The sequence below is a fragment of the Streptomyces sp. NPDC029836 genome, assembly GCF_055574495.1.
The window spans coordinates 276,671-292,657 of sequence record NZ_JBVHZI010000005.1; the positions used below are offsets into that span (position 1 = coordinate 276,671).

The window sequence follows — 15,987 nt, forward strand, 5'->3', positions numbered from 1 at the left end:
CCCTTCTCGTCACCTTTGTGCGCCTAACCTGATCCAACGATCAGCAGGAGGGAGCACATCATGGGCAACCACCGCAATGCCGAAGGGGACGCTCGTCGTCGGCCCGAGGAGCAGCAGCTCGGGCCCGTGCTGCGCAGGCGGAGCCAGGTGCAGGCGGGCAGTACGACGGACCAGCGGCTGTTGGACTCGGCCGGACCCTCCGAGTGGGTGCACACCGATCCCTGGCGGGTCCTGCGCATCCAGTCGGAGTTCATCGAGGGCTTCGGCACGCTCGCGGAGCTGCCGCCCGCGATCAGCGTGTTCGGCTCGGCCCGCACTCCGGTCGACTCGCCGGAGTACGACTCCGGCGTACGGATCGGCCGGGCCCTCGTCGACGCCGGCTTCGCCGTCATCACCGGCGGCGGCCCCGGCGCGATGGAGGCGGCCAACAAGGGCGCGCGCGACGGCGGGGGCATCTCCGTCGGGCTCGGCATCGAGCTGCCCTTCGAACAGGGGCTCAACGAGCACGTCGACCTCGGTCTGAACTTCCGGTACTTCTTCGTCCGCAAGACGATGTTCGTGAAGTACAGCCAGGGCTTCGTGGTCCTGCCCGGCGGCCTCGGCACCCTCGACGAGATGTTCGAGGCGCTGACCCTGGTCCAGACCCAGAAGATCACCCGCTTCCCGATCGTGCTGTTCGGCACGGAGTACTGGAGCGGCCTGATCGACTGGCTGCGCAACACGGTGATCGCCCAGGGCAAGGCCTCGGAGAAGGACCTGTACCTCTTCCACGTGACGGACGACGTGGACGAGGCGATCGCCCTGGTGACGAAGGAAGTCGGCAAGTAGCGCGAGCCGCTCCACCCACCCACCGGCCCCACCCCCCGGCGGTAGACCGCCGGGGGAGGGCACGGACCGGGTTCGGCCTCCGCGGGGCTCAGGCCAGGCCGCGGCGGGCGACCGCCGGCGGACGGTGTCCCTGGATCGTCGCCACCATGTCGAGGACCTGCTTGGTCTCCGCCACCTCGTGGACCCGGTAGACCCGCGCGCCCAACCACGCCGACACGGCCGTGGTCGCCAGGGTGCCCAGCAGGCGCTCCTTGACCGGCTTGTCGAGGCTCTCGCCGACGAAGTCCTTGTTCGACAGGGACACCAGCACCGGCCAGCCCGTGTCGGTCATCTCGCCGAGCCGCCGGGTGGCCTCCAGCGAGTGCCGGGTGTTCTTCCCGAAGTCGTGCCCCGGGTCGATCATGATCGCGTCCCGTCGGACGCCGAGCGCCACCGCGCGTTCCGCCAACCCGACCGTGACGGCCAGGACGTCCTCCATCACGTCCCCGTACGAGGTCCGGTGCGGGCGCGTGCGCGGTTCGACGCCGCCCGCGTGGGTGCAGACCAGACCCGCGTCGAAACGCGCCGCGACCTCCGCGAGCTTGGGGTCCACCCCGCCCCAGGCGTCGTTCAGCAGGTCCGCGCCGGCCTCGCACACGGCCTCGCCGACCTCGTGCCGCCAGGTGTCGACGCTGATCACCACGTCGGGGTGGCGGCGCCGTACCTCGGCCACGAAACCGACCGTGCGCCGGGCCTCCTCGGCCGCGTCGACGTGCTCCCCGGGGCCCGCCTTCACCCCGCCGATGTCGATGATGGCCGCGCCCTCGGCGACCGCCCGCTCGACCCGGTCCAGCGCGGGCTCGTCGTGGAACGTCGCGCCCTGGTCGTAGAAGGAGTCGGGAGTCCGGTTCACGATGGCCATGATCACCGGCTCGTGGGTGGCGAACTCGCGTCGGCCCAGTCGCAGCATCCTGCTCTTTCCTCCTTCGGCGACCCTCGCGCCTCGTCTGTGACCTTAACCTGGTGGCCGGAGCCTCTCAGGGGAGATGATCGTGTTCTGGTTCTTGCTGATCGCGCTGGTCGTGGTCGTGGCCGCGGTCACCCTCGCGGTGGTCGGCGGAGGTACGGAGGCCGTGCTTCCGGAAGCCGAACCGGACCGGGTGGCCGACGGCCTCCCGGAGAGCCGGCCGGTCGTCCGGGCGGACATCGACGGACTGCGGCTGCCGGTCGCCCCGCGCGGCTACCGGATGGCGGAGGTGGACGACGTACTGGACCGCCTCGGGGCCGAACTGGCCGAACGCGACGCGCGGATCGCGGAGCTGTCGGCCGCCGCGCCCGCGCCCGCGCCCCGCGACGAGGCGCCCGCCGCCGCCATCGACCTGACCAAGGACGCCCGGTGAGCGGAGGGCTCGTCGCCGGCCCGGACGGCGTCCGGCGCTGCCCGTGGGGGCTGGCCACCGAGGACTACGTCGCCTACCACGACACCGAGTGGGGCAGGCCGGTCCACGGCGACGACGCCCTGTACGAGCGGCTGTGCCTGGAGGCGTTCCAGTCGGGCCTGTCCTGGCTGACGATCCTGCGCCGCCGCGAGGGCTTCCGCAGCGCCTTCGCCGGCTTCGAGATCGCGGCCGTCGCCCGGTTCGGCGAGGCGGACGCGCTGCGGCTGCTGGCCGACGAGGGGATCATCCGCAACCGGGCCAAGATCGAGGCGACCCTCGCCAACGCGAAGGAGCTCGCCGGGTGGAAGCCGGGGGAGCTGGACGCGCTGATCTGGTCCCACGCCCCGGAGGAACCCGGCCCGGCCCCGAAATCCGTGGCGGACGTCCCGGCGGTCACCCCCGGGTCCACGGCCCTGGCCAAGGCCCTGAAGAAGGCCGGGATCCGGTTCGTCGGTCCCACGACGGCCTACGCCCTGATGCAGGCCTGCGGGCTGGTCGACGACCACCTGGCGGGCTGCGTCTCCCGCGGGGCCCGCTGAGCCCCGCGGGAGGAACCCGGAAGGGATGTCGGCGGGCCGGGTCGGCGCGTCGGGGGCAGCGTGCTTCAGCGGCCCAGGTACTTCGGCGGCTGCTTGTCGAGGAACGCCCGGACGGCGATGGAGTGGTCCTCGGAGGCCCCGGCGCGGGCCTGGAGCGCCTCCTCGCGCTCCAGGGCCTCGGGGAGCGTGCGGGACGCCCCGTACGCCAGGGACTCCTTCAGTGCGGCGTAGGCCACCGTGGGGCCCTGCGCGAGGGCGCGGGCCACGGACTCGGCCTCCGCGCGCAGGTCGGCCGCGGGCACGAGGCGGTTCGCGATGCCCAGCTCGTAGGCCTCGCGGGCCTTCACCGAGCGGGGGAACAGCAGCAGATCGGCGGCGCGGGAAGCGCCGATCAGGCGGGGCAGCGTCCAGGACACGCCGGAGTCCGCGGTCAGCGCGACTCCCGCGAAGGAGGTGTTGAAGGACGCGTCCTCGGAGACCACCCGGTAGTCCGCCGCCAGGGCGAAACCGAAGCCGGCGCCGGCCGCGACGCCGTTGACGCCGACCACCACGGGCTTGGGCATCTCCGTCAGCGCCCGGACGATCGGGTTGTAGTGCTCGGCGACGGTGTCCATCGTCAGCGACGAGCCGTTCTCGCGGTCGGCCGCGAGGTTCCCGATGTGCTCCTTGAGGTCCTGACCCACGCAGAACGCCCGGGTGCCCGCCGCGGTGAGCAGGACGGCCCGCACGCCGGTGTCCGCGGCCGCCGCCAGGGCGGCGTCGCGCAGGGCGACCTTGGCCTCCGTGTTCATGGCGTTCATCGCGTCCGGACGGTTGATCGTGATGGTCGCGAGTCCGTCGGTCACTTCGTAGAGCACGCTGTCGGCCATGGCAGGGGGTCCCCCTTCGTCGCGGGCTGGCTACCGGCCGGTACCGGCCGGTGCAATGGCCAGCATGGCGGACGCCGCGACCCTGGGACATGTGATGTGCGTCAAACAATGCGGAGGCCCATCCCGAGGAGCGGCGGCGAAGTATCGCAGGCGGGTCCCCGAAATGAGTGGTTTTGGCAGAGCGCGTTGCGCAAGCGTTCCCCACCGATGTTGGTCATCGGGTCCTGACATGCGGGATAATGGCCGGGAAGCAATGTGTTCGATGCCGGGTACTAGGCGCCTGAACGGGGCCGTCGGCTGACGATGAGCTGGTTTCAGGAAGGGGAACGAGCATGGCGGCCATGAAGCCGCGGACGGGCGACGGCCCGCTCGAGGTCACCAAGGAGGGGCGGGGCATCGTCATGCGCGTACCGCTCGAGGGCGGCGGTCGGCTCGTCGTCGAGCTGACTCCTGACGAAGCGGAAGCCCTGGGTGACGCCCTGAAGAAGGTTGTCGGCTGAAGCGTCGGCACCATCTGAGCCATCTCCGCACCGCCCCGGCCGCTCTTGCGTCCGGGGCGGTGTTGGTCTTTCCGGAGGTGTGCGGGTTTCGTCCGGGGCGTACGGGTCCCAGTGGCGGACCGGCTCCACGGACGTGCGGGTTCCGGTGACGACCGGTCTCGGGGGACGTGCGGGTTCCGGTGCCGACCGGTCTCAGGGACGTGCGGGTCTCGGCGGCGATCGGTCAGGCGTACCGGTCTCAGCGACGGACCGCGCACAGCAGGCCGTCGCCCACCGGGAGCAGCGCCGCCTCCAGTGCCGGGCTCTCGCGGACGCTGCGCAGCAGCTCGCGGACCCGGGTCACTTCTATGTGAACGGCCGTGGAGTCGACCGTGAGGCCGTCGGAGAAGACCCCCTCGAAGCACACCAGCCCCCCGGGTCGCAGCAGGCGCAACGATTCGGCGAGGTATTCGAGGGACTCCGCGGGGTCGCCGTCGCAGAAGACGAGGTCGTAGCCGCCGTCGGCGAGCCGGGGCAGTACGTCCAGCGCGCGGCCGGGGATGAAGCGCGCCCGGTTGCCCGCGAAGCCGGCGGCGCGGAACGCCTGACGGGCGAAGGCCTGCCGGTCGGGTTCGGGATCGACGGTGGTCAGGACGCCGTCCGGGCGCATTCCGTGGAGCAGGTGGATGCCGGAAACACCGGTTCCGGTACCGATCTCGGCGACCGCTTTGGCGTCCGCGGTGGCGGCCAGCAGGCGCAGCGCGGCCCCGGTGCCGGGGGAGACGGACCGCAGCCCTGCTTCCCTGGACCGGTCGCGGGCCCATCGCAGAGCGTCGTCCTCGGCGACAAACGCGTCGGCGAACGCCCAGCTCGTCTGCCGGTTGCCGCTAATGACCCTCTCCTGTCCCCATAGTTGGCGCAACGGTGACTGTATCCGCTGGCGTCGGGAACCCGCAGATGGGACCGGGCGTTGGGAGGGGTGGACGCGGGACGCAGGGGACGGCAGCGGGCAGATCGGCGGCCGGGGCCCGAGGCCCGTGCAAAGTTAGCGTAAAAACGCTTATCCGGAGCTGACGGGAGGGGTGGTTATGGTAGGGGCTCCACTGGACACCACCAGAGCCGATAGGGGAGGTGCGGCTGCGCCTGTGGATCGTGGGGGCGTCCTGAGACGCTTCTTCTGGTCGTCTGGTGAGCCGAAATCCGTGACCGACATTGCTGACCGCTTCCACACCGCCGACACCGCAACCACCGCGACCTTTGCCGCCGATGCGGGCTCCCAGGCGTGGACCCCTCCCACGTGGGAGGAGATCGTCAGCACGCACAGTGCGCGGGTCTACCGTCTCGCCTACCGTCTGACGGGCAACCAGCACGACGCCGAGGATCTGACGCAGGAAGTCTTCGTCCGGGTCTTCCGCTCGCTGTCGACGTACACGCCGGGCACCTTCGAGGGCTGGCTGCACCGCATCACCACCAACCTCTTCCTCGACATGGTGCGCCGGAAGCAGCGGATCCGCTTCGACGCCCTCGCCGACGACGCCGCGGAGCGGCTGCCGAGTCGCGAACCGTCCCCCCAGCAGGTCCTCCACGACACCCACTTCGACGCGGACGTGCAGCAGGCGCTGGACACCCTCGCGCCGGAGTTCCGTGCCGCCGTGGTGCTGTGCGACATCGAGGGCCTGTCCTACGAGGAGATCGCCGCCACCCTCGGGGTGAAGCTCGGCACCGTCCGCAGCCGCATCCACCGCGGCCGCTCGCACCTGCGCAAGGCGCTCAAGCACCGGTCCCCCCAGGCGCGCGCCGAACAGCGTGCGCTGGCCGGGGTGGCGGTCGGCGCGCCGGGCGCCGGGGGAGAGGGCGGAGCCGAGTGAGCGGAGCCAGTCCGTCCCCCGCGGAACAACACTTGGGCGACCGGCTCGCCGCCCTGGTGGACGGGGAGCTGAACCACGACGCCCGGGAGCGGGTCCTGGCCCACCTGGCGACCTGCGCCAAGTGCAAGGCCGAGGCCGATGCCCAGCGCCGTCTGAAGACCATGTTCGTGCAGAGCGCGCCACCACCGCTGTCCGCCGGGCTGCTCGCCCGGCTCCAGGGGCTGCCGGGGGGTTCCGTTGACGGTCCGTCGGGTCCACCGGGGCCGTCCGGTCCCGCGCGCGGACCGGGTCTCGCGCCCCCGCCCGGAGCCGAGCCGTTCGACGGTTTCGCGTACGCGGCCGCGAGCGCCCAGCGCGACGGCTTCCGCATCCATGAGATGGGCCGGCCCAGACGCCGGCTCGCCTTCGTCGCGGCCGGAGCCGTGTCGCTGGCCGCGATCGCGCTGGGTGGCTCGCTGCCGCTGGAAGCGGTCGAGCCGAACGCCCGGGGTGAGGCTCCGGCTTCCCGGCCCGGGCCCTCGGTGCCGTTGACGGCGGTCGTCCGGGACCGGTTGCCCAGCCCCGGCGGCGTGCCCAGCCTGGGCCCGTCCGGTCAGCTGCCGGTGACCGCGACCGCGCCGCCTGCCAGTGCGCTGCCGGTTTCGCTCTCCCGCTGAACCGGCGGGGCCTCGCGGACCCGGGCCCCCGGTGGGCCCGGGTACCTGGTTGAATCTGCGGCAGATGCGCCGCCGTGCGGTGCGACACGCCGCGGGGAGCATCCATGTCCGACAGCCAGCAGCCCGACCGCCCACAGCCGCCCGCCGGGCACCCGAACCGGCCCCCCGCAGACGGCCCGCCGCCCACCGCCGCCCACCGCCCCTCCGCCGCACGTTCCCCCGAGGGCGGGAAGCCGGACGCGGCAGCCCCCGCACCCCAGCCCGCCGCCGGACCCGACGTCCGGGAGCCGGAGGCCGCGGAGTCCGGCGACCAGGTTTTCGGCGGCATGCCCGGGGCGGGCGGCGACGGCCCACGGTTCGACGGCGAGGGCTCCGACGCCGCGTCGCGGCGCGACGATCGGCGGCAGGAGTCGGCCCCGCGGTGGTGGAGCCGACCCGCCGCCGCCCCGGTGGACGAGGCGCGGTCGGCGGAGCCGAAGCCGGACGCGGGCGACCCGGACGCCGCGGACCCCTTCGCGTTCCCCGGCGCCGCGCCGGTCGGCACCCCCCGCTACGACCCCTGGGCCGACCGCCCGCTCCAGGTCACGGACCTGGGCGGCCACACCCCCCGCGCGCCCCGACTCTGGCAGCTCGCCGCCGTCGGCGCGGTCATCGCGCTCCTCGCGGGCGCCCTCGGCGGCTACCTCGGGATCGTCGCCGAGCGCCGCAGCAGCACCCGGCTGGAACTCCCGCAAGCGGCCGCGGAGAACAAGGGCCGGGCGCCGGACAGCGTGGCGGGGATCGCCGCGACGGCCCTGCCCGGCGTGGTCACCCTGCACGTCAACGGCGGCGCGACCGGCGGCACCGGCACCGGCTTCGTCCTCGACGACCAGGGCCACATCCTGACGAACAACCACGTGGTCGCCGGCGCCAAGGACATGACGGTCACCTTCAGCACCGGCGAGAGCGTGCCCGCGACCCTGGTCGGCCGCGACGGCGGCTACGACCTGGCCGTCGTCAAGGTCACCGGCGTACGGGGCCTGCGGCCGCTGGCCCTCGGCAACTCCGAGAACGTCAAGGTCGGCGACCCGGTGGTGGCCATCGGCGCCCCCTTCGACCTCTCCAACACCGTCACCGCGGGCATCATCAGCGCGACCGGCCGCCCCATCACGGCGGGCGGCGACAAGGGCGACGGCAGCGACATCAGCTACGTGGATGCCCTCCAGACCGACGCCCCCATCAACCCGGGCAACTCCGGCGGCCCGCTCCTGGATTCCCGCGCGCACGTGATCGGCATCAACAGCGCGATCCGCGGCGCGGACCAGGGCGAGGACGACGAGTCCGGGTCCCGCCAGAGCGGCAGCATCGGCCTGGGCTTCGCCATCCCGGTCAACCAGGGCAAGCGGGTCGCCGAGGAGCTGATCCGCACCGGCCGCGCCACCCACCCCGTCATCGGCGTCACCCTGGACATGCAGTTCAAGGGCGACGGCGCCCGCGTCGGGACCAAGGGCGAGGACGGCAAGCCCCCGGTGGTCGCCGACGGGCCCGGCGCCCGCGCCGGCATCAAGCCGGGCGACGTGATCACCAAGGTCGACGGGGTCCGCGTCCAGGGTGGCGACGAACTGATCATCAAGATCCGGGCCCACCGCCCCGGTGACCCGCTGCGCCTGACCGTGCTCCGCGACGGAAGGGAGCGCACGCTGGAGGTGGTGCTCGGCTCCGCGAACGGCTCCTGACGCCGAATGCGCGGTGACGGCGGGGTGAATCCGGGAAAGGGTCCGCACCGGCGTAGGGGACCGAGGTCATCGCCGGGTACCGTTGTCCGGGCCCGACGTGGAGAGAGCCGAGGAGCGGCAAGGTGTTCAACGACATAGGCGCACTCGAACTGGTCACCATCGTGGTTCTCGCCATCCTCGTCTTCGGCCCGGACAAGCTGCCGAAGGTGATCCAGGACGTTTCGAACGTGATCCGCAAGATCCGGTCGTTCTCCGACAGCGCCAAGCAGGACATCCGTTCCGAACTCGGCCCGCAATTCAAGGACTTCGAGTTCGAGGATCTGAACCCGAAGACGTTCATCCGCAAGCAGCTCACGGAGAACGAGGACCTCAAGGAACTGCGGACCAGTTTCGACCTCCGCAAGGAGCTCACCGACGTCACGGACGCGGTGAACGGCAAGGAGCACGACCCGGCGGACCCGGCCGCGGCGGCCGCCGCCACGCCCGCCGCGGCGACCGGCCCGGACCTGTTGAAGAAGCCCGCCGCCCCGGCCCCGGAGCCGCGTACGCCCTACGACGCCGACGCCACCTGAGCCGCCGCCTGCCCGGCGATCCCCGGTCCGATGGCTATCCTCCATCTGTCCGGACCGAAGACGCCCGAGGGAGGGGGTCCCCCCAGCGAAGCGAGGGGGAGGGCCGTTCCGGACCCGACGGAACGAGAGGCCGCCCAGATGGAGACGACGAGCAGTAGCCGGGTGGGCACACAGCCCGCCGACATCCCCGCCGCAGCACCACCGCAGACCGAGCCCACCGAGCAGGACCCCCGGGAGACGCCCGGGCAGCCCCAGGACGGCGCTGCGCCCGTCCCGACGGCCCGCAGGACGGTGGACGGGTACCTGAGCGCGGATTTCCCCTGGTACGGCCTGGACGCGGCCTTCACCGGCCGCCGCTGGCTCATGCAGGTGGGTACCGGCGCCGACGGCACCGTGGAACACGGCTCCACCGGGCACGGTGACGAGCCGTCCGCCCGCGGCGAGCTCGCCACCGGTGAGAAGGAACGCTTCGCGGTGGTGATCACCGTCGCCAGCAACCCGTTGCGCCGCAGCGGTGACGGCACCGGCACCCTGGAGGCCACCTCGGTCTCCTCGGCGGCCTGGCTGGCCGGCTCCGGACTGCTCTCGTACAGCTGGCCGGGGCAGATGGACCACTCCCTGCGCAGCGACTGGCTGGACCAGCAGACCGAGGCCGCCTGGGAGCTCGCCGACGACCTCGACGGCGAGGACTGGTCCACGCTGTCCCTGCCGGTCGACGGGGAGCCGACGCCCTTCCACTACCGGGAGTCCGAGTTCGGCTGGGTGCTCGCCGGATCCACCCCCGGCGGCGTCCACCTGGGCGCCTACGGGCGGGGCATGAGCGCCTACGGGATCGGCTTCTCCGTCATCGGGGACCTGGCCGCCTACGAGTAGCACCCGGCCGGCCACGAGCGTGGGCCGCGCACGACGAGGAGGGGGTCACCGCCGACGACCGGCGGTGACCCCCTCCTCGTTCGCGACGGGCGCGAGGTGTCGGATCAGAACTTTCGGATCAGAACTTGTTGCGCGGGGTGATGCCCAGCGACATGCCCGACAGGCCGCGGGCGCGACCGCCCAGCTTGCCCGCGATGGCGCGCAGGGCCGCGCCGGCCGGGGAGTCCGGGTCGGACAGCACGACCGGGGTGCCGTCGTCGCCGCCCTCGCGCAGCCGTACGTCGATCGGGATGGTGCCGAGCACCGGCACGGACGCGCCGACCGTCTTCGTCAGGCCGTCGGCGACCTTCTGGCCACCGCCCGAGCCGAAGACGTCGACCATCTCGTCGCAGTGCGGGCACGGCAGGCCCGACATGTTCTCGACCACGCCGACGATCTTCTGGTGCGTCTGCACCGCGATCGAGCCCGCCCGCTCCGCGACCTCGGCCGCCGCCTGCTGCGGGGTGGTCACCACGAGGATCTCGGCGTTCGGCACCAGCTGCGCCACGGAGATCGCGATGTCACCCGTACCCGGCGGCAGGTCCAGCAGCAGCACGTCCAGGTCGCCCCAGAAGACGTCCGCGAGGAACTGCTGGAGCGCGCGGTGCAGCATCGGACCGCGCCACACGACCGGCGCGTTGCCCGGGGTGAACATGCCGATGGAGATGACCTTCACGCCGTGCGAGGACGGGGGCATGATCATGTTCTCGACCTGGGTGGGGCGGCCCTCGACGCCGAGCATCCGCGGCACGCTGTGCCCGTAGATGTCCGCGTCGACCACGCCGACCTTCAGGCCGTCGGCCGCCATCGCCGCGGCCAGGTTGACCGTCACCGAGGACTTGCCGACGCCGCCCTTGCCGGACGCGACCGCGTACACGCGGGTCAGCGAGCCGGGCTTGGCGAACGGCACCTCGCGCTCGGCGGTGCCGCCGCGCAGGGTGGCCGCCAGGTCCTTGCGCTGCTCGTCGCTCATCACGTCGAGGGTCACCGCGACGGAGGTGACGCCGGCGACCCGCTCCACGGCCTCGGTGACGTTCTTGGTGATGGTCTCGCGCATCGGACAGCCCGACACCGTCAGGAAGACCGTGACGGCCACCGCGCCGCCCTCGCCGATCTCCACCGATTTCACCATGCCGAGTTCGGTGATCGGCCGGTGGATCTCGGGGTCGTTCACCGTCGCCAGCGCGTCCAGGATCGCGTCCTGCTCAGGCACGGCGGCGGAGCTTGTGTCGGTAGCCATGCCCCGATGGTACGGCTCGGTAGCACGGCTCGGGAAAGCTCCTCAGCGGTCGCCTTCGTCACGTTCGGGCGGGAACAGTCGCCGCTCGTCCATCTCCTTGATCAGGTCCTGGAACTCGGACCTGATCCAGTCGCGCGTGGCGACCTCGCCCAGGCCCATCCGCAGCGCCGCGATCTCCCGCGTCAGGTACTCGGTGTCCGCGATGGAGCGCTCGTTCTGCTTGCGGTCCTGCTCCAGGTTGACCCGGTCCCGGTCGTCCTGCCGGTTCTGCGCGAGCAGGATCAGCGGGGCGGCGTACGAGGCCTGCAGCGACAGCATCAGCGTCAGGAAGATGAACGGGTACTGGTCGAACCGCAGGTCGTCCGGCGCGAAGATGTTCCACAACACCCAGACGATGATGACCAGCGTCATCCAGACGATGAACCGGCCCGTGCCGAGGAACCGCGCCACCCTCTCCGACAGCCGCCCGAACGCCTCCGGGTCGTACTCGGGCAGCAACCGGCGGCGCGCCGGGCGCGGCACGTCCAGTCGTACGCGTGAACGCGACAGCCCGCTCGACCCGGACGGCGCGCCGCTCTTCGCCCGGTCGGCGGAACGTTCCGGCCGCTCGTGCCGCAGCCGCTCCGCCGCCTCCTCCAGCCGGTCGGACAGCCCGTCCCGGGCGTGCTCGCGCCGCTCCCGGCGCCGTTCGCGCGCGGCTTCGCCGCGGCCCCGCTCAGTGGCCACGCACGGCCTCCTCGGAATGGAAGTCCGTCTCGCGCCAGTCCTCGGGCAGCAGGTGGTCGAGCACGTCGTCGACGGTGACCGCGCCGAGCAGCGAGCCGCTCTCGTCGACCACCGGTACCGCGACCATGTTGTACGCGGCCAGGTAGCTGGTCACCACCGGCAGCGAGGCGTCCGGCCGCAGCGGCGGCAGGTCCGTGTCCACGATCGAGCTGACCAGGGTGAACGGCGGGTCCCGCAGCAGCCGCTGGAAGTGCACCGTGCCCAGGTACTTGCCCGTCGGCGTCTCGTCCGGCGGCCGGCACACGTACACCTGCGCCGCCAGCGCCGGCGACAGGTCCGACTGCCGTACCCGGGCCAGCGCGTCGGCGACGGTCGCGTCCGGGCGCAGCACGATCGGTTCCGTGGTCATCAGACCGCCCGCCGTCCGCTCCTCGTACGACAGCAGGCGCCGCACGTCGGCGGCGTCGTCCGGCTGCATCAGCGTCAGCAGCCGTTCCTTGTCGTCCTCCGGCAGCTCGGACAGCAGGTCGGCCGCGTCGTCGGGGTCCATCGCCTCCAGGACGTCCGCGGCGCGCTCCTCCTTCAGCTTGCCGAGGATCTCCACCTGGTCGTCCTCGGGGAGCTCCTCCAGGACGTCCGCGAGCCGGTCGTCGTCGAGGGCGTTGGCCACCTCGGCGCGCCGCTTCGGGGTCAGGTGGTGCAGGACGTTCGCCAGGTCCGCCGGGCGCATCTGCTCGAAGGTCGCCACCAGGCTCTCGGCGCCCTGCCCGTCCTCCTCCAACGAGAAGCCGGTCACCGCGGACCACTCCACCGTCAGGGTCTCGCCGCGGCGGCGCAGCGCGCCCGCCTTGCCCTTGCGGACGAAGATCCGGTCGATCTCCCAGTCCCGGCGGGCCGGGAGCTGCTGGATGGCCACGTCGAGGACGGTGACCTCCTCGCCGGTCGCCCCCAGCGTCACCCGCCGGTCCAGCAGCTCGCCGAGGATCAACCGCTCCGTGGGGCGCTGCTCGAAGCGCCGCATGTTGACCACACCGGTCGTGATGACCTGACCGGACTCCACGCCCGTCACCCGGGTCATCGGCAGGAAGATCCGGCGCCGGCTGACCACCTCGACGACGAGGCCCAGCAGCCGGGGCGGTCGGCCGCCCACGCGGAGCATCGCGACCAGGTCCCGGACCCGGCCGACCTGATCGCCGTTGGGATCGAAGACGGGCACACCCGACAGATGCGAGACGAAGATCCGCGGGGCGCCTGCAGCCATCCGAGCGCCTCCTAGAGCGTCAATCGACAGTCGTGCCGTGCCTCAGGCTAGCCCGTGCCGCGCGCAACCGTCCTGGTGGGGCCGTCCGCACGGGGGTCCGGAAGCCGCCGGGCCACGGCCGGGTACGCTGCCTGCTGCCCGCAGCCGCACGACGAGAGGCACCCGCCCGTGACCGCCAACCCCTCCGCCGTACGGCTGCGCCGAGCCGCCGTCATCGGCGCCCTGTGCGCGGGCCTCGCCGTCACCGGTACGGGCTGCGGCGAGAAGGAGGACCCCGACAAGGGCACGAACGGGGTCGGCAAGCTGACCCCGGAGAAGATCGAGGAACAGGCGAAGGCGGCCGCCGGCGCGGCCGAATCGGTACACCTGTCCGGGACCCTGGTGACCGGCGGCAAGACCTTCACCCTCGACATGCGGCTGAAGTCCGGGGGCGGCACCGGCGAGGTGAAGTCGCAGGAGGACACCTTCCAACTGCTGCGCGTCGGCGAGCAGCTCTACCTGAAGGCGAGCGCCGCCTTCTGGGGGAAGTCCGACTCGGCCGGCAAGCTCGGCGACAAATACGTGAAGGTCCCCGAGAACGACCCCTCCTACAAGCAGTTCCGCGGCTTCACCGACATGGACGTGCTGCTCGACGGGCTGCTCGGCCTCGACGGCAAGCTCACCAAGGGCGCGTACAGCACGGTCGGACCGACCCGGGTGGTACCCGTGCTGGCGGGGGGCGGCAAGGGCGGCCGGCTCTCCGTCTCCCTGACGGGAACCCCGTACCCGCTGCTGATGGAACGCGCGGGCGGCGCGGGCCGGGTGGAACTCGCCGACTGGGGCAAGGCCTTCCCGCTGGACCCGCCGCAGGACGACCAGACGGTCGAACTGCCGACCACCAAGGACGGCCAGGGCGGCGGCTCCGCACCGGCCCCCACCCACACCGCGGGCACCGGCTCGGGCAGCGGTTCGGGTTCGGGGTCGGGTACGGGCTGAGCGCGCGCCCTCAGCGCCCGCTCTTCCTCTTCCGCTTCAGCAGCAGCTTCGGCAACCCCGCCGGCATCGCCCGGCGGGTCGTCGCCTGCGTCGGCAGCGGGACCGCGGCCAGTGAACCGTCCGGCAGTTGCCCCGACACCGCCACCGGCTCCAGGCGCAGCAACCGGCACTCGCGCGCCCAGCGGTCCGTCATGTGCTCCGAGTCGGGCGCGTTCAGCCGCTTGCCCTTGAGCTCGGCCACCGCCGCCTCCCACGCCCCGCCGCGCGGCTCCAGCTCCCGCACGGCCGCGGTCCAGGCCACGAGGCGCCCGCCCTTGTCCTTGCTGCGCACGGTCACCTCGGCGGTCGACCCGTCGACCAGGCCCGGGAACGGCTGCTCACCGGGACCGTCACCGAGGACGTGCGCGGCGCCGTCCACCCAGGCGTGCCACAGGGCCCGGTCGGCGCCGTCGCCGCGGACCCAGATCAGGCCGGACTTCTTGGAGGCCTCCTCGACGAGGGCCAGGTCGAGCGCGCTGAGAGTCATGCGCACAGCGTAGGCCTTCGCGTGCGGCGCGCTACAGCCAGCCGTGACGGCGCAGCGCGCGGTGGATCGTGAAGCAGACCCCGACGATCGTGCCCATCACCATCGGGTAGCCGTACTTCCACTGGAGCTCGGGCATGTGCTCGAAGTTCATCCCGTACACCCCGCAGATCATCGTCGGCACCGCGATGATCGCCGCCCACGAGGTGATCTTGCGCATGTCCTCGTTCTGGGCGACCGTCGCCTGCGCGAGGTTGGCCTGGAGGATCGAGTTCAGCAGTTCGTCGAAACCGACGACCTGCTCGTGCACCCGCGCCAGGTGGTCGGCCACGTCGCGGAAGTACTTCTGCACGGCCGGGTCCACCAGCCGCATCGGCCGCTCGCTCAGCAGCTCCATCGGCCGCAGCAGCGGCGCGACGGCCCGCTTGAACTCCAGCACCTCGCGCTTGAGCTGGTAGATCCGGCCCGCGTCACCGCCGCGCGCGACGCCCTTGGCGGGAGCGGCGAAGACCTCGCTCTCCACCACGTCGATGTCGTCCTGCACGGCCGCCGCGACCGCGATGTACCCGTCGACGACGTGGTCGGCGATCGAGTGCAGCACCGCGGAGGGGCCGCGCGAGAGCAGGTCCGGATCGTCCTGGAGGCGGTGGCGCAGGCCCTTGAGGGAGCCCTGGCCGCCGTGCCGGACGGTGATGACGAAGTCGGGGCCGGTGAAGCACATCACCTCGCCGGTCTCCACGACCTCGCTGGTCGCCGTGAGTTCGGCGTGCTCGACGTAGTGGATGGTCTTGAAGACGGTGAACAGGGTGTCGTCGTAGCGCTCCAGCTTCGGCCGCTGGTGCGCGTGCACCGCGTCCTCGACGGCCAGCGGGTGCAGGCCGAAGGTGGCGGCGATCCCGGCGAACTCGGCTTCGGTCGGCTCGTGCAGACCGATCCAGGCGAACCCGCCGTCCTCGCGGACCCGACGGATCGCCTCACGCGGCGTCAGGCACGCCGACCCCGGCTCGCGCCGGTCCCTGCGCCCGTCGCGGTACACGGCGCAGTCGACGACCGCGCTACTGGCGGAGGGGTCGCGGGTGGTGTCGTAACCGGGCTGCGCGGGCGTGGACCTGCGCAGGGCCGGACGGACGGCGGCACGGAGGTAGGGCAGCATCGACATGGCAGGCTCCTTCGCGCGCACGGCTGCGGACCGTACGGGTGGGAGACCTTCCGGCGCGGGCGGGCAGGCCCCGGGCGAACGGAAGGAAGCAGGACGGGAGGACAAAGTTCTGCCGTCGCTCTTCTACTGATCAGAAGATCACAGAGGGCGGGAAACGTCCGCCGCAGAAGTGGAAGAGCGATTGGTACTGCACGATCGACTTCGATCCATTGCAGCCCCACCTCCTCCGGCCGGTCCCCCGTGGGGG

18 protein-coding genes are annotated in these 15,987 nt (G+C 72.3%); 10 read left to right on the forward strand and 8 right to left on the reverse strand.

What is annotated here, in order from left to right; genetic code table 11:
* Nucleotides 1-60 precede the first annotated feature (60 nt).
* On the forward strand, nt 61-828 hold the full coding sequence (locus ACZ4XJ_RS17760) for an LOG family protein (RefSeq protein WP_362877459.1): 768 nt from the start codon (nt 61-63) through the stop codon (nt 826-828).
* A gap of 88 nt (nt 829-916) precedes the next feature.
* Here ACZ4XJ_RS17760 and folP read toward each other — a convergent pair whose 3' ends face one another.
* Entirely contained in the window at nt 917-1,777 is an 861-nt protein-coding gene (gene folP / locus ACZ4XJ_RS17765) for a dihydropteroate synthase (protein ID WP_362877460.1), read from the reverse strand.
* A 76-nt stretch (nt 1,778-1,853) separates the two neighbouring features.
* Here folP and ACZ4XJ_RS17770 point away from each other — a divergent pair, with 76 nt between their 5' ends.
* Nucleotides 1,854-2,207 carry a DivIVA domain-containing protein gene (locus tag ACZ4XJ_RS17770; protein ID WP_362877461.1) on the forward strand — a complete coding sequence of 118 codons (354 nt, stop codon included), beginning with the start codon at nt 1,854-1,856 and terminating at the stop codon, nt 2,205-2,207.
* The gene (locus tag ACZ4XJ_RS17775; protein WP_362877462.1) at nt 2,204-2,785 is read left to right on the forward strand and encodes a DNA-3-methyladenine glycosylase I; all 582 of its coding nucleotides are present in this window, start codon (nt 2,204-2,206) and stop codon (nt 2,783-2,785) included. The genes ACZ4XJ_RS17770 and ACZ4XJ_RS17775 overlap by 4 nt, the downstream gene beginning before the upstream one ends.
* A gap of 65 nt (nt 2,786-2,850) precedes the next feature.
* On the opposite strand, the gene chcB is transcribed toward ACZ4XJ_RS17775, so the two are convergent.
* Entirely contained in the window at nt 2,851-3,654 is an 804-nt protein-coding gene (gene chcB, locus ACZ4XJ_RS17780; RefSeq protein ID WP_468496693.1) for a 2-cyclohexenylcarbonyl CoA isomerase, read from the reverse strand.
* Nucleotides 3,655-3,986: 332 nt separating this feature from the next.
* Between chcB and ACZ4XJ_RS17785 the strand changes: the two genes are divergently transcribed.
* Nucleotides 3,987-4,154, forward strand: coding sequence for a DUF3117 domain-containing protein (locus tag ACZ4XJ_RS17785; protein WP_009997451.1), 168 nt, complete (start codon nt 3,987-3,989; stop codon nt 4,152-4,154).
* A gap of 238 nt (nt 4,155-4,392) precedes the next feature.
* Here the strand turns inward: ACZ4XJ_RS17785 and ACZ4XJ_RS17790 are convergent, their stop codons facing one another.
* Nucleotides 4,393-5,055, reverse strand: coding sequence for an O-methyltransferase (locus tag ACZ4XJ_RS17790; RefSeq protein ID WP_319189129.1), 663 nt, complete (start codon nt 5,053-5,055; stop codon nt 4,393-4,395).
* A 166-nt stretch (nt 5,056-5,221) separates the two neighbouring features.
* Here ACZ4XJ_RS17790 and sigE point away from each other — a divergent pair, with 166 nt between their 5' ends.
* The 5 genes from sigE to ACZ4XJ_RS17815 all read left to right on the forward strand — a co-directional run bounded on the left by sigE (nt 5,222) and on the right by ACZ4XJ_RS17815 (nt 9,817).
* Nucleotides 5,222-6,001 (forward strand): RNA polymerase sigma factor SigE, encoded by a 780-nt coding sequence (gene sigE, locus ACZ4XJ_RS17795; RefSeq protein WP_362877464.1) that lies wholly within the window; start codon nt 5,222-5,224, stop codon nt 5,999-6,001.
* Nucleotides 5,998-6,657 (forward strand): zf-HC2 domain-containing protein, encoded by a 660-nt coding sequence (locus ACZ4XJ_RS17800; protein ID WP_468496694.1) that lies wholly within the window; start codon nt 5,998-6,000, stop codon nt 6,655-6,657. The genes sigE and ACZ4XJ_RS17800 overlap by 4 nt, the downstream gene beginning before the upstream one ends.
* 104 nt (nt 6,658-6,761) lie before the next feature.
* Nucleotides 6,762-8,372, forward strand: a complete 1,611-nt coding sequence (locus ACZ4XJ_RS17805; RefSeq protein ID WP_468496695.1) for a S1C family serine protease — start codon at nt 6,762-6,764, stop codon at nt 8,370-8,372.
* 122 nt (nt 8,373-8,494) lie between these two features.
* Nucleotides 8,495-8,944: a sec-independent translocase gene (locus tag ACZ4XJ_RS17810; RefSeq protein WP_362877467.1), complete on the forward strand. Its 450-nt coding sequence runs from the start codon at nt 8,495-8,497 to the stop codon at nt 8,942-8,944.
* A 138-nt stretch (nt 8,945-9,082) separates the two neighbouring features.
* Nucleotides 9,083-9,817, forward strand: coding sequence for a hypothetical protein (locus ACZ4XJ_RS17815; RefSeq protein WP_468496696.1), 735 nt, complete (start codon nt 9,083-9,085; stop codon nt 9,815-9,817).
* A gap of 118 nt (nt 9,818-9,935) precedes the next feature.
* On the opposite strand, the gene ACZ4XJ_RS17820 is transcribed toward ACZ4XJ_RS17815, so the two are convergent.
* The 3 genes from ACZ4XJ_RS17820 to ACZ4XJ_RS17830 all read right to left on the reverse strand — a co-directional run bounded on the left by ACZ4XJ_RS17820 (nt 9,936) and on the right by ACZ4XJ_RS17830 (nt 13,083).
* Nucleotides 9,936-11,096, reverse strand: coding sequence for an Mrp/NBP35 family ATP-binding protein (locus ACZ4XJ_RS17820; RefSeq protein WP_453434737.1), 1,161 nt, complete (start codon nt 11,094-11,096; stop codon nt 9,936-9,938).
* A 42-nt stretch (nt 11,097-11,138) separates the two neighbouring features.
* A complete protein-coding gene (locus tag ACZ4XJ_RS17825) occupies nt 11,139-11,714 on the reverse strand; it encodes a DUF1003 domain-containing protein (protein ID WP_468496763.1) in 576 nt (191 codons plus the stop codon).
* A 97-nt stretch (nt 11,715-11,811) separates the two neighbouring features.
* Nucleotides 11,812-13,083 (reverse strand): magnesium transporter MgtE N-terminal domain-containing protein, encoded by a 1,272-nt coding sequence (locus ACZ4XJ_RS17830; protein ID WP_362877469.1) that lies wholly within the window; start codon nt 13,081-13,083, stop codon nt 11,812-11,814.
* 168 nt (nt 13,084-13,251) lie between these two features.
* Between ACZ4XJ_RS17830 and ACZ4XJ_RS17835 the strand changes: the two genes are divergently transcribed.
* Nucleotides 13,252-14,058 (forward strand): hypothetical protein, encoded by an 807-nt coding sequence (locus ACZ4XJ_RS17835; RefSeq protein WP_362877470.1) that lies wholly within the window; start codon nt 13,252-13,254, stop codon nt 14,056-14,058.
* Between the two features lie 10 nt (nt 14,059-14,068).
* On the opposite strand, the gene ACZ4XJ_RS17840 is transcribed toward ACZ4XJ_RS17835, so the two are convergent.
* Together ACZ4XJ_RS17840 and ACZ4XJ_RS17845 are read right to left on the reverse strand one after the other, a co-directional pair.
* Nucleotides 14,069-14,584, reverse strand: a complete 516-nt coding sequence (locus ACZ4XJ_RS17840; protein ID WP_362877471.1) for a hypothetical protein — start codon at nt 14,582-14,584, stop codon at nt 14,069-14,071.
* Nucleotides 14,585-14,615: 31 nt separating this feature from the next.
* Nucleotides 14,616-15,740: a magnesium and cobalt transport protein CorA gene (locus tag ACZ4XJ_RS17845; protein WP_362877472.1), complete on the reverse strand. Its 1,125-nt coding sequence runs from the start codon at nt 15,738-15,740 to the stop codon at nt 14,616-14,618.
* Between the last annotated feature and the right edge of the window lie 247 nt (nt 15,741-15,987).

Coding starts and splice junctions, on each gene's coding strand:
- ACZ4XJ_RS17760 (WP_362877459.1), top strand. CDS start 61: ATGGGCAACCACCGCAATGCCGAAGGGGACGCTCGTCGTCGGCCCGAG.
- folP (WP_362877460.1), bottom strand. CDS start 1,777: ATGCTGCGACTGGGCCGACGCGAGTTCGCCACCCACGAGCCGGTGATC.
- ACZ4XJ_RS17770 (WP_362877461.1), top strand. CDS start 1,854: ATGATCGTGTTCTGGTTCTTGCTGATCGCGCTGGTCGTGGTCGTGGCC.
- chcB (WP_468496693.1), bottom strand. CDS start 3,654: ATGGCCGACAGCGTGCTCTACGAAGTGACCGACGGACTCGCGACCATC.
- ACZ4XJ_RS17785 (WP_009997451.1), top strand. CDS start 3,987: ATGGCGGCCATGAAGCCGCGGACGGGCGACGGCCCGCTCGAGGTCACC.
- sigE (WP_362877464.1), top strand. CDS start 5,222: ATGGTAGGGGCTCCACTGGACACCACCAGAGCCGATAGGGGAGGTGCG.
- ACZ4XJ_RS17805 (WP_468496695.1), top strand. CDS start 6,762: ATGTCCGACAGCCAGCAGCCCGACCGCCCACAGCCGCCCGCCGGGCAC.
- ACZ4XJ_RS17815 (WP_468496696.1), top strand. CDS start 9,083: ATGGAGACGACGAGCAGTAGCCGGGTGGGCACACAGCCCGCCGACATC.
- ACZ4XJ_RS17820 (WP_453434737.1), bottom strand. CDS start 11,096: ATGGCTACCGACACAAGCTCCGCCGCCGTGCCTGAGCAGGACGCGATC.
- ACZ4XJ_RS17830 (WP_362877469.1), bottom strand. CDS start 13,083: ATGGCTGCAGGCGCCCCGCGGATCTTCGTCTCGCATCTGTCGGGTGTG.
- ACZ4XJ_RS17840 (WP_362877471.1), bottom strand. CDS start 14,584: ATGACTCTCAGCGCGCTCGACCTGGCCCTCGTCGAGGAGGCCTCCAAG.
- ACZ4XJ_RS17845 (WP_362877472.1), bottom strand. CDS start 15,740: ATGTCGATGCTGCCCTACCTCCGTGCCGCCGTCCGTCCGGCCCTGCGC.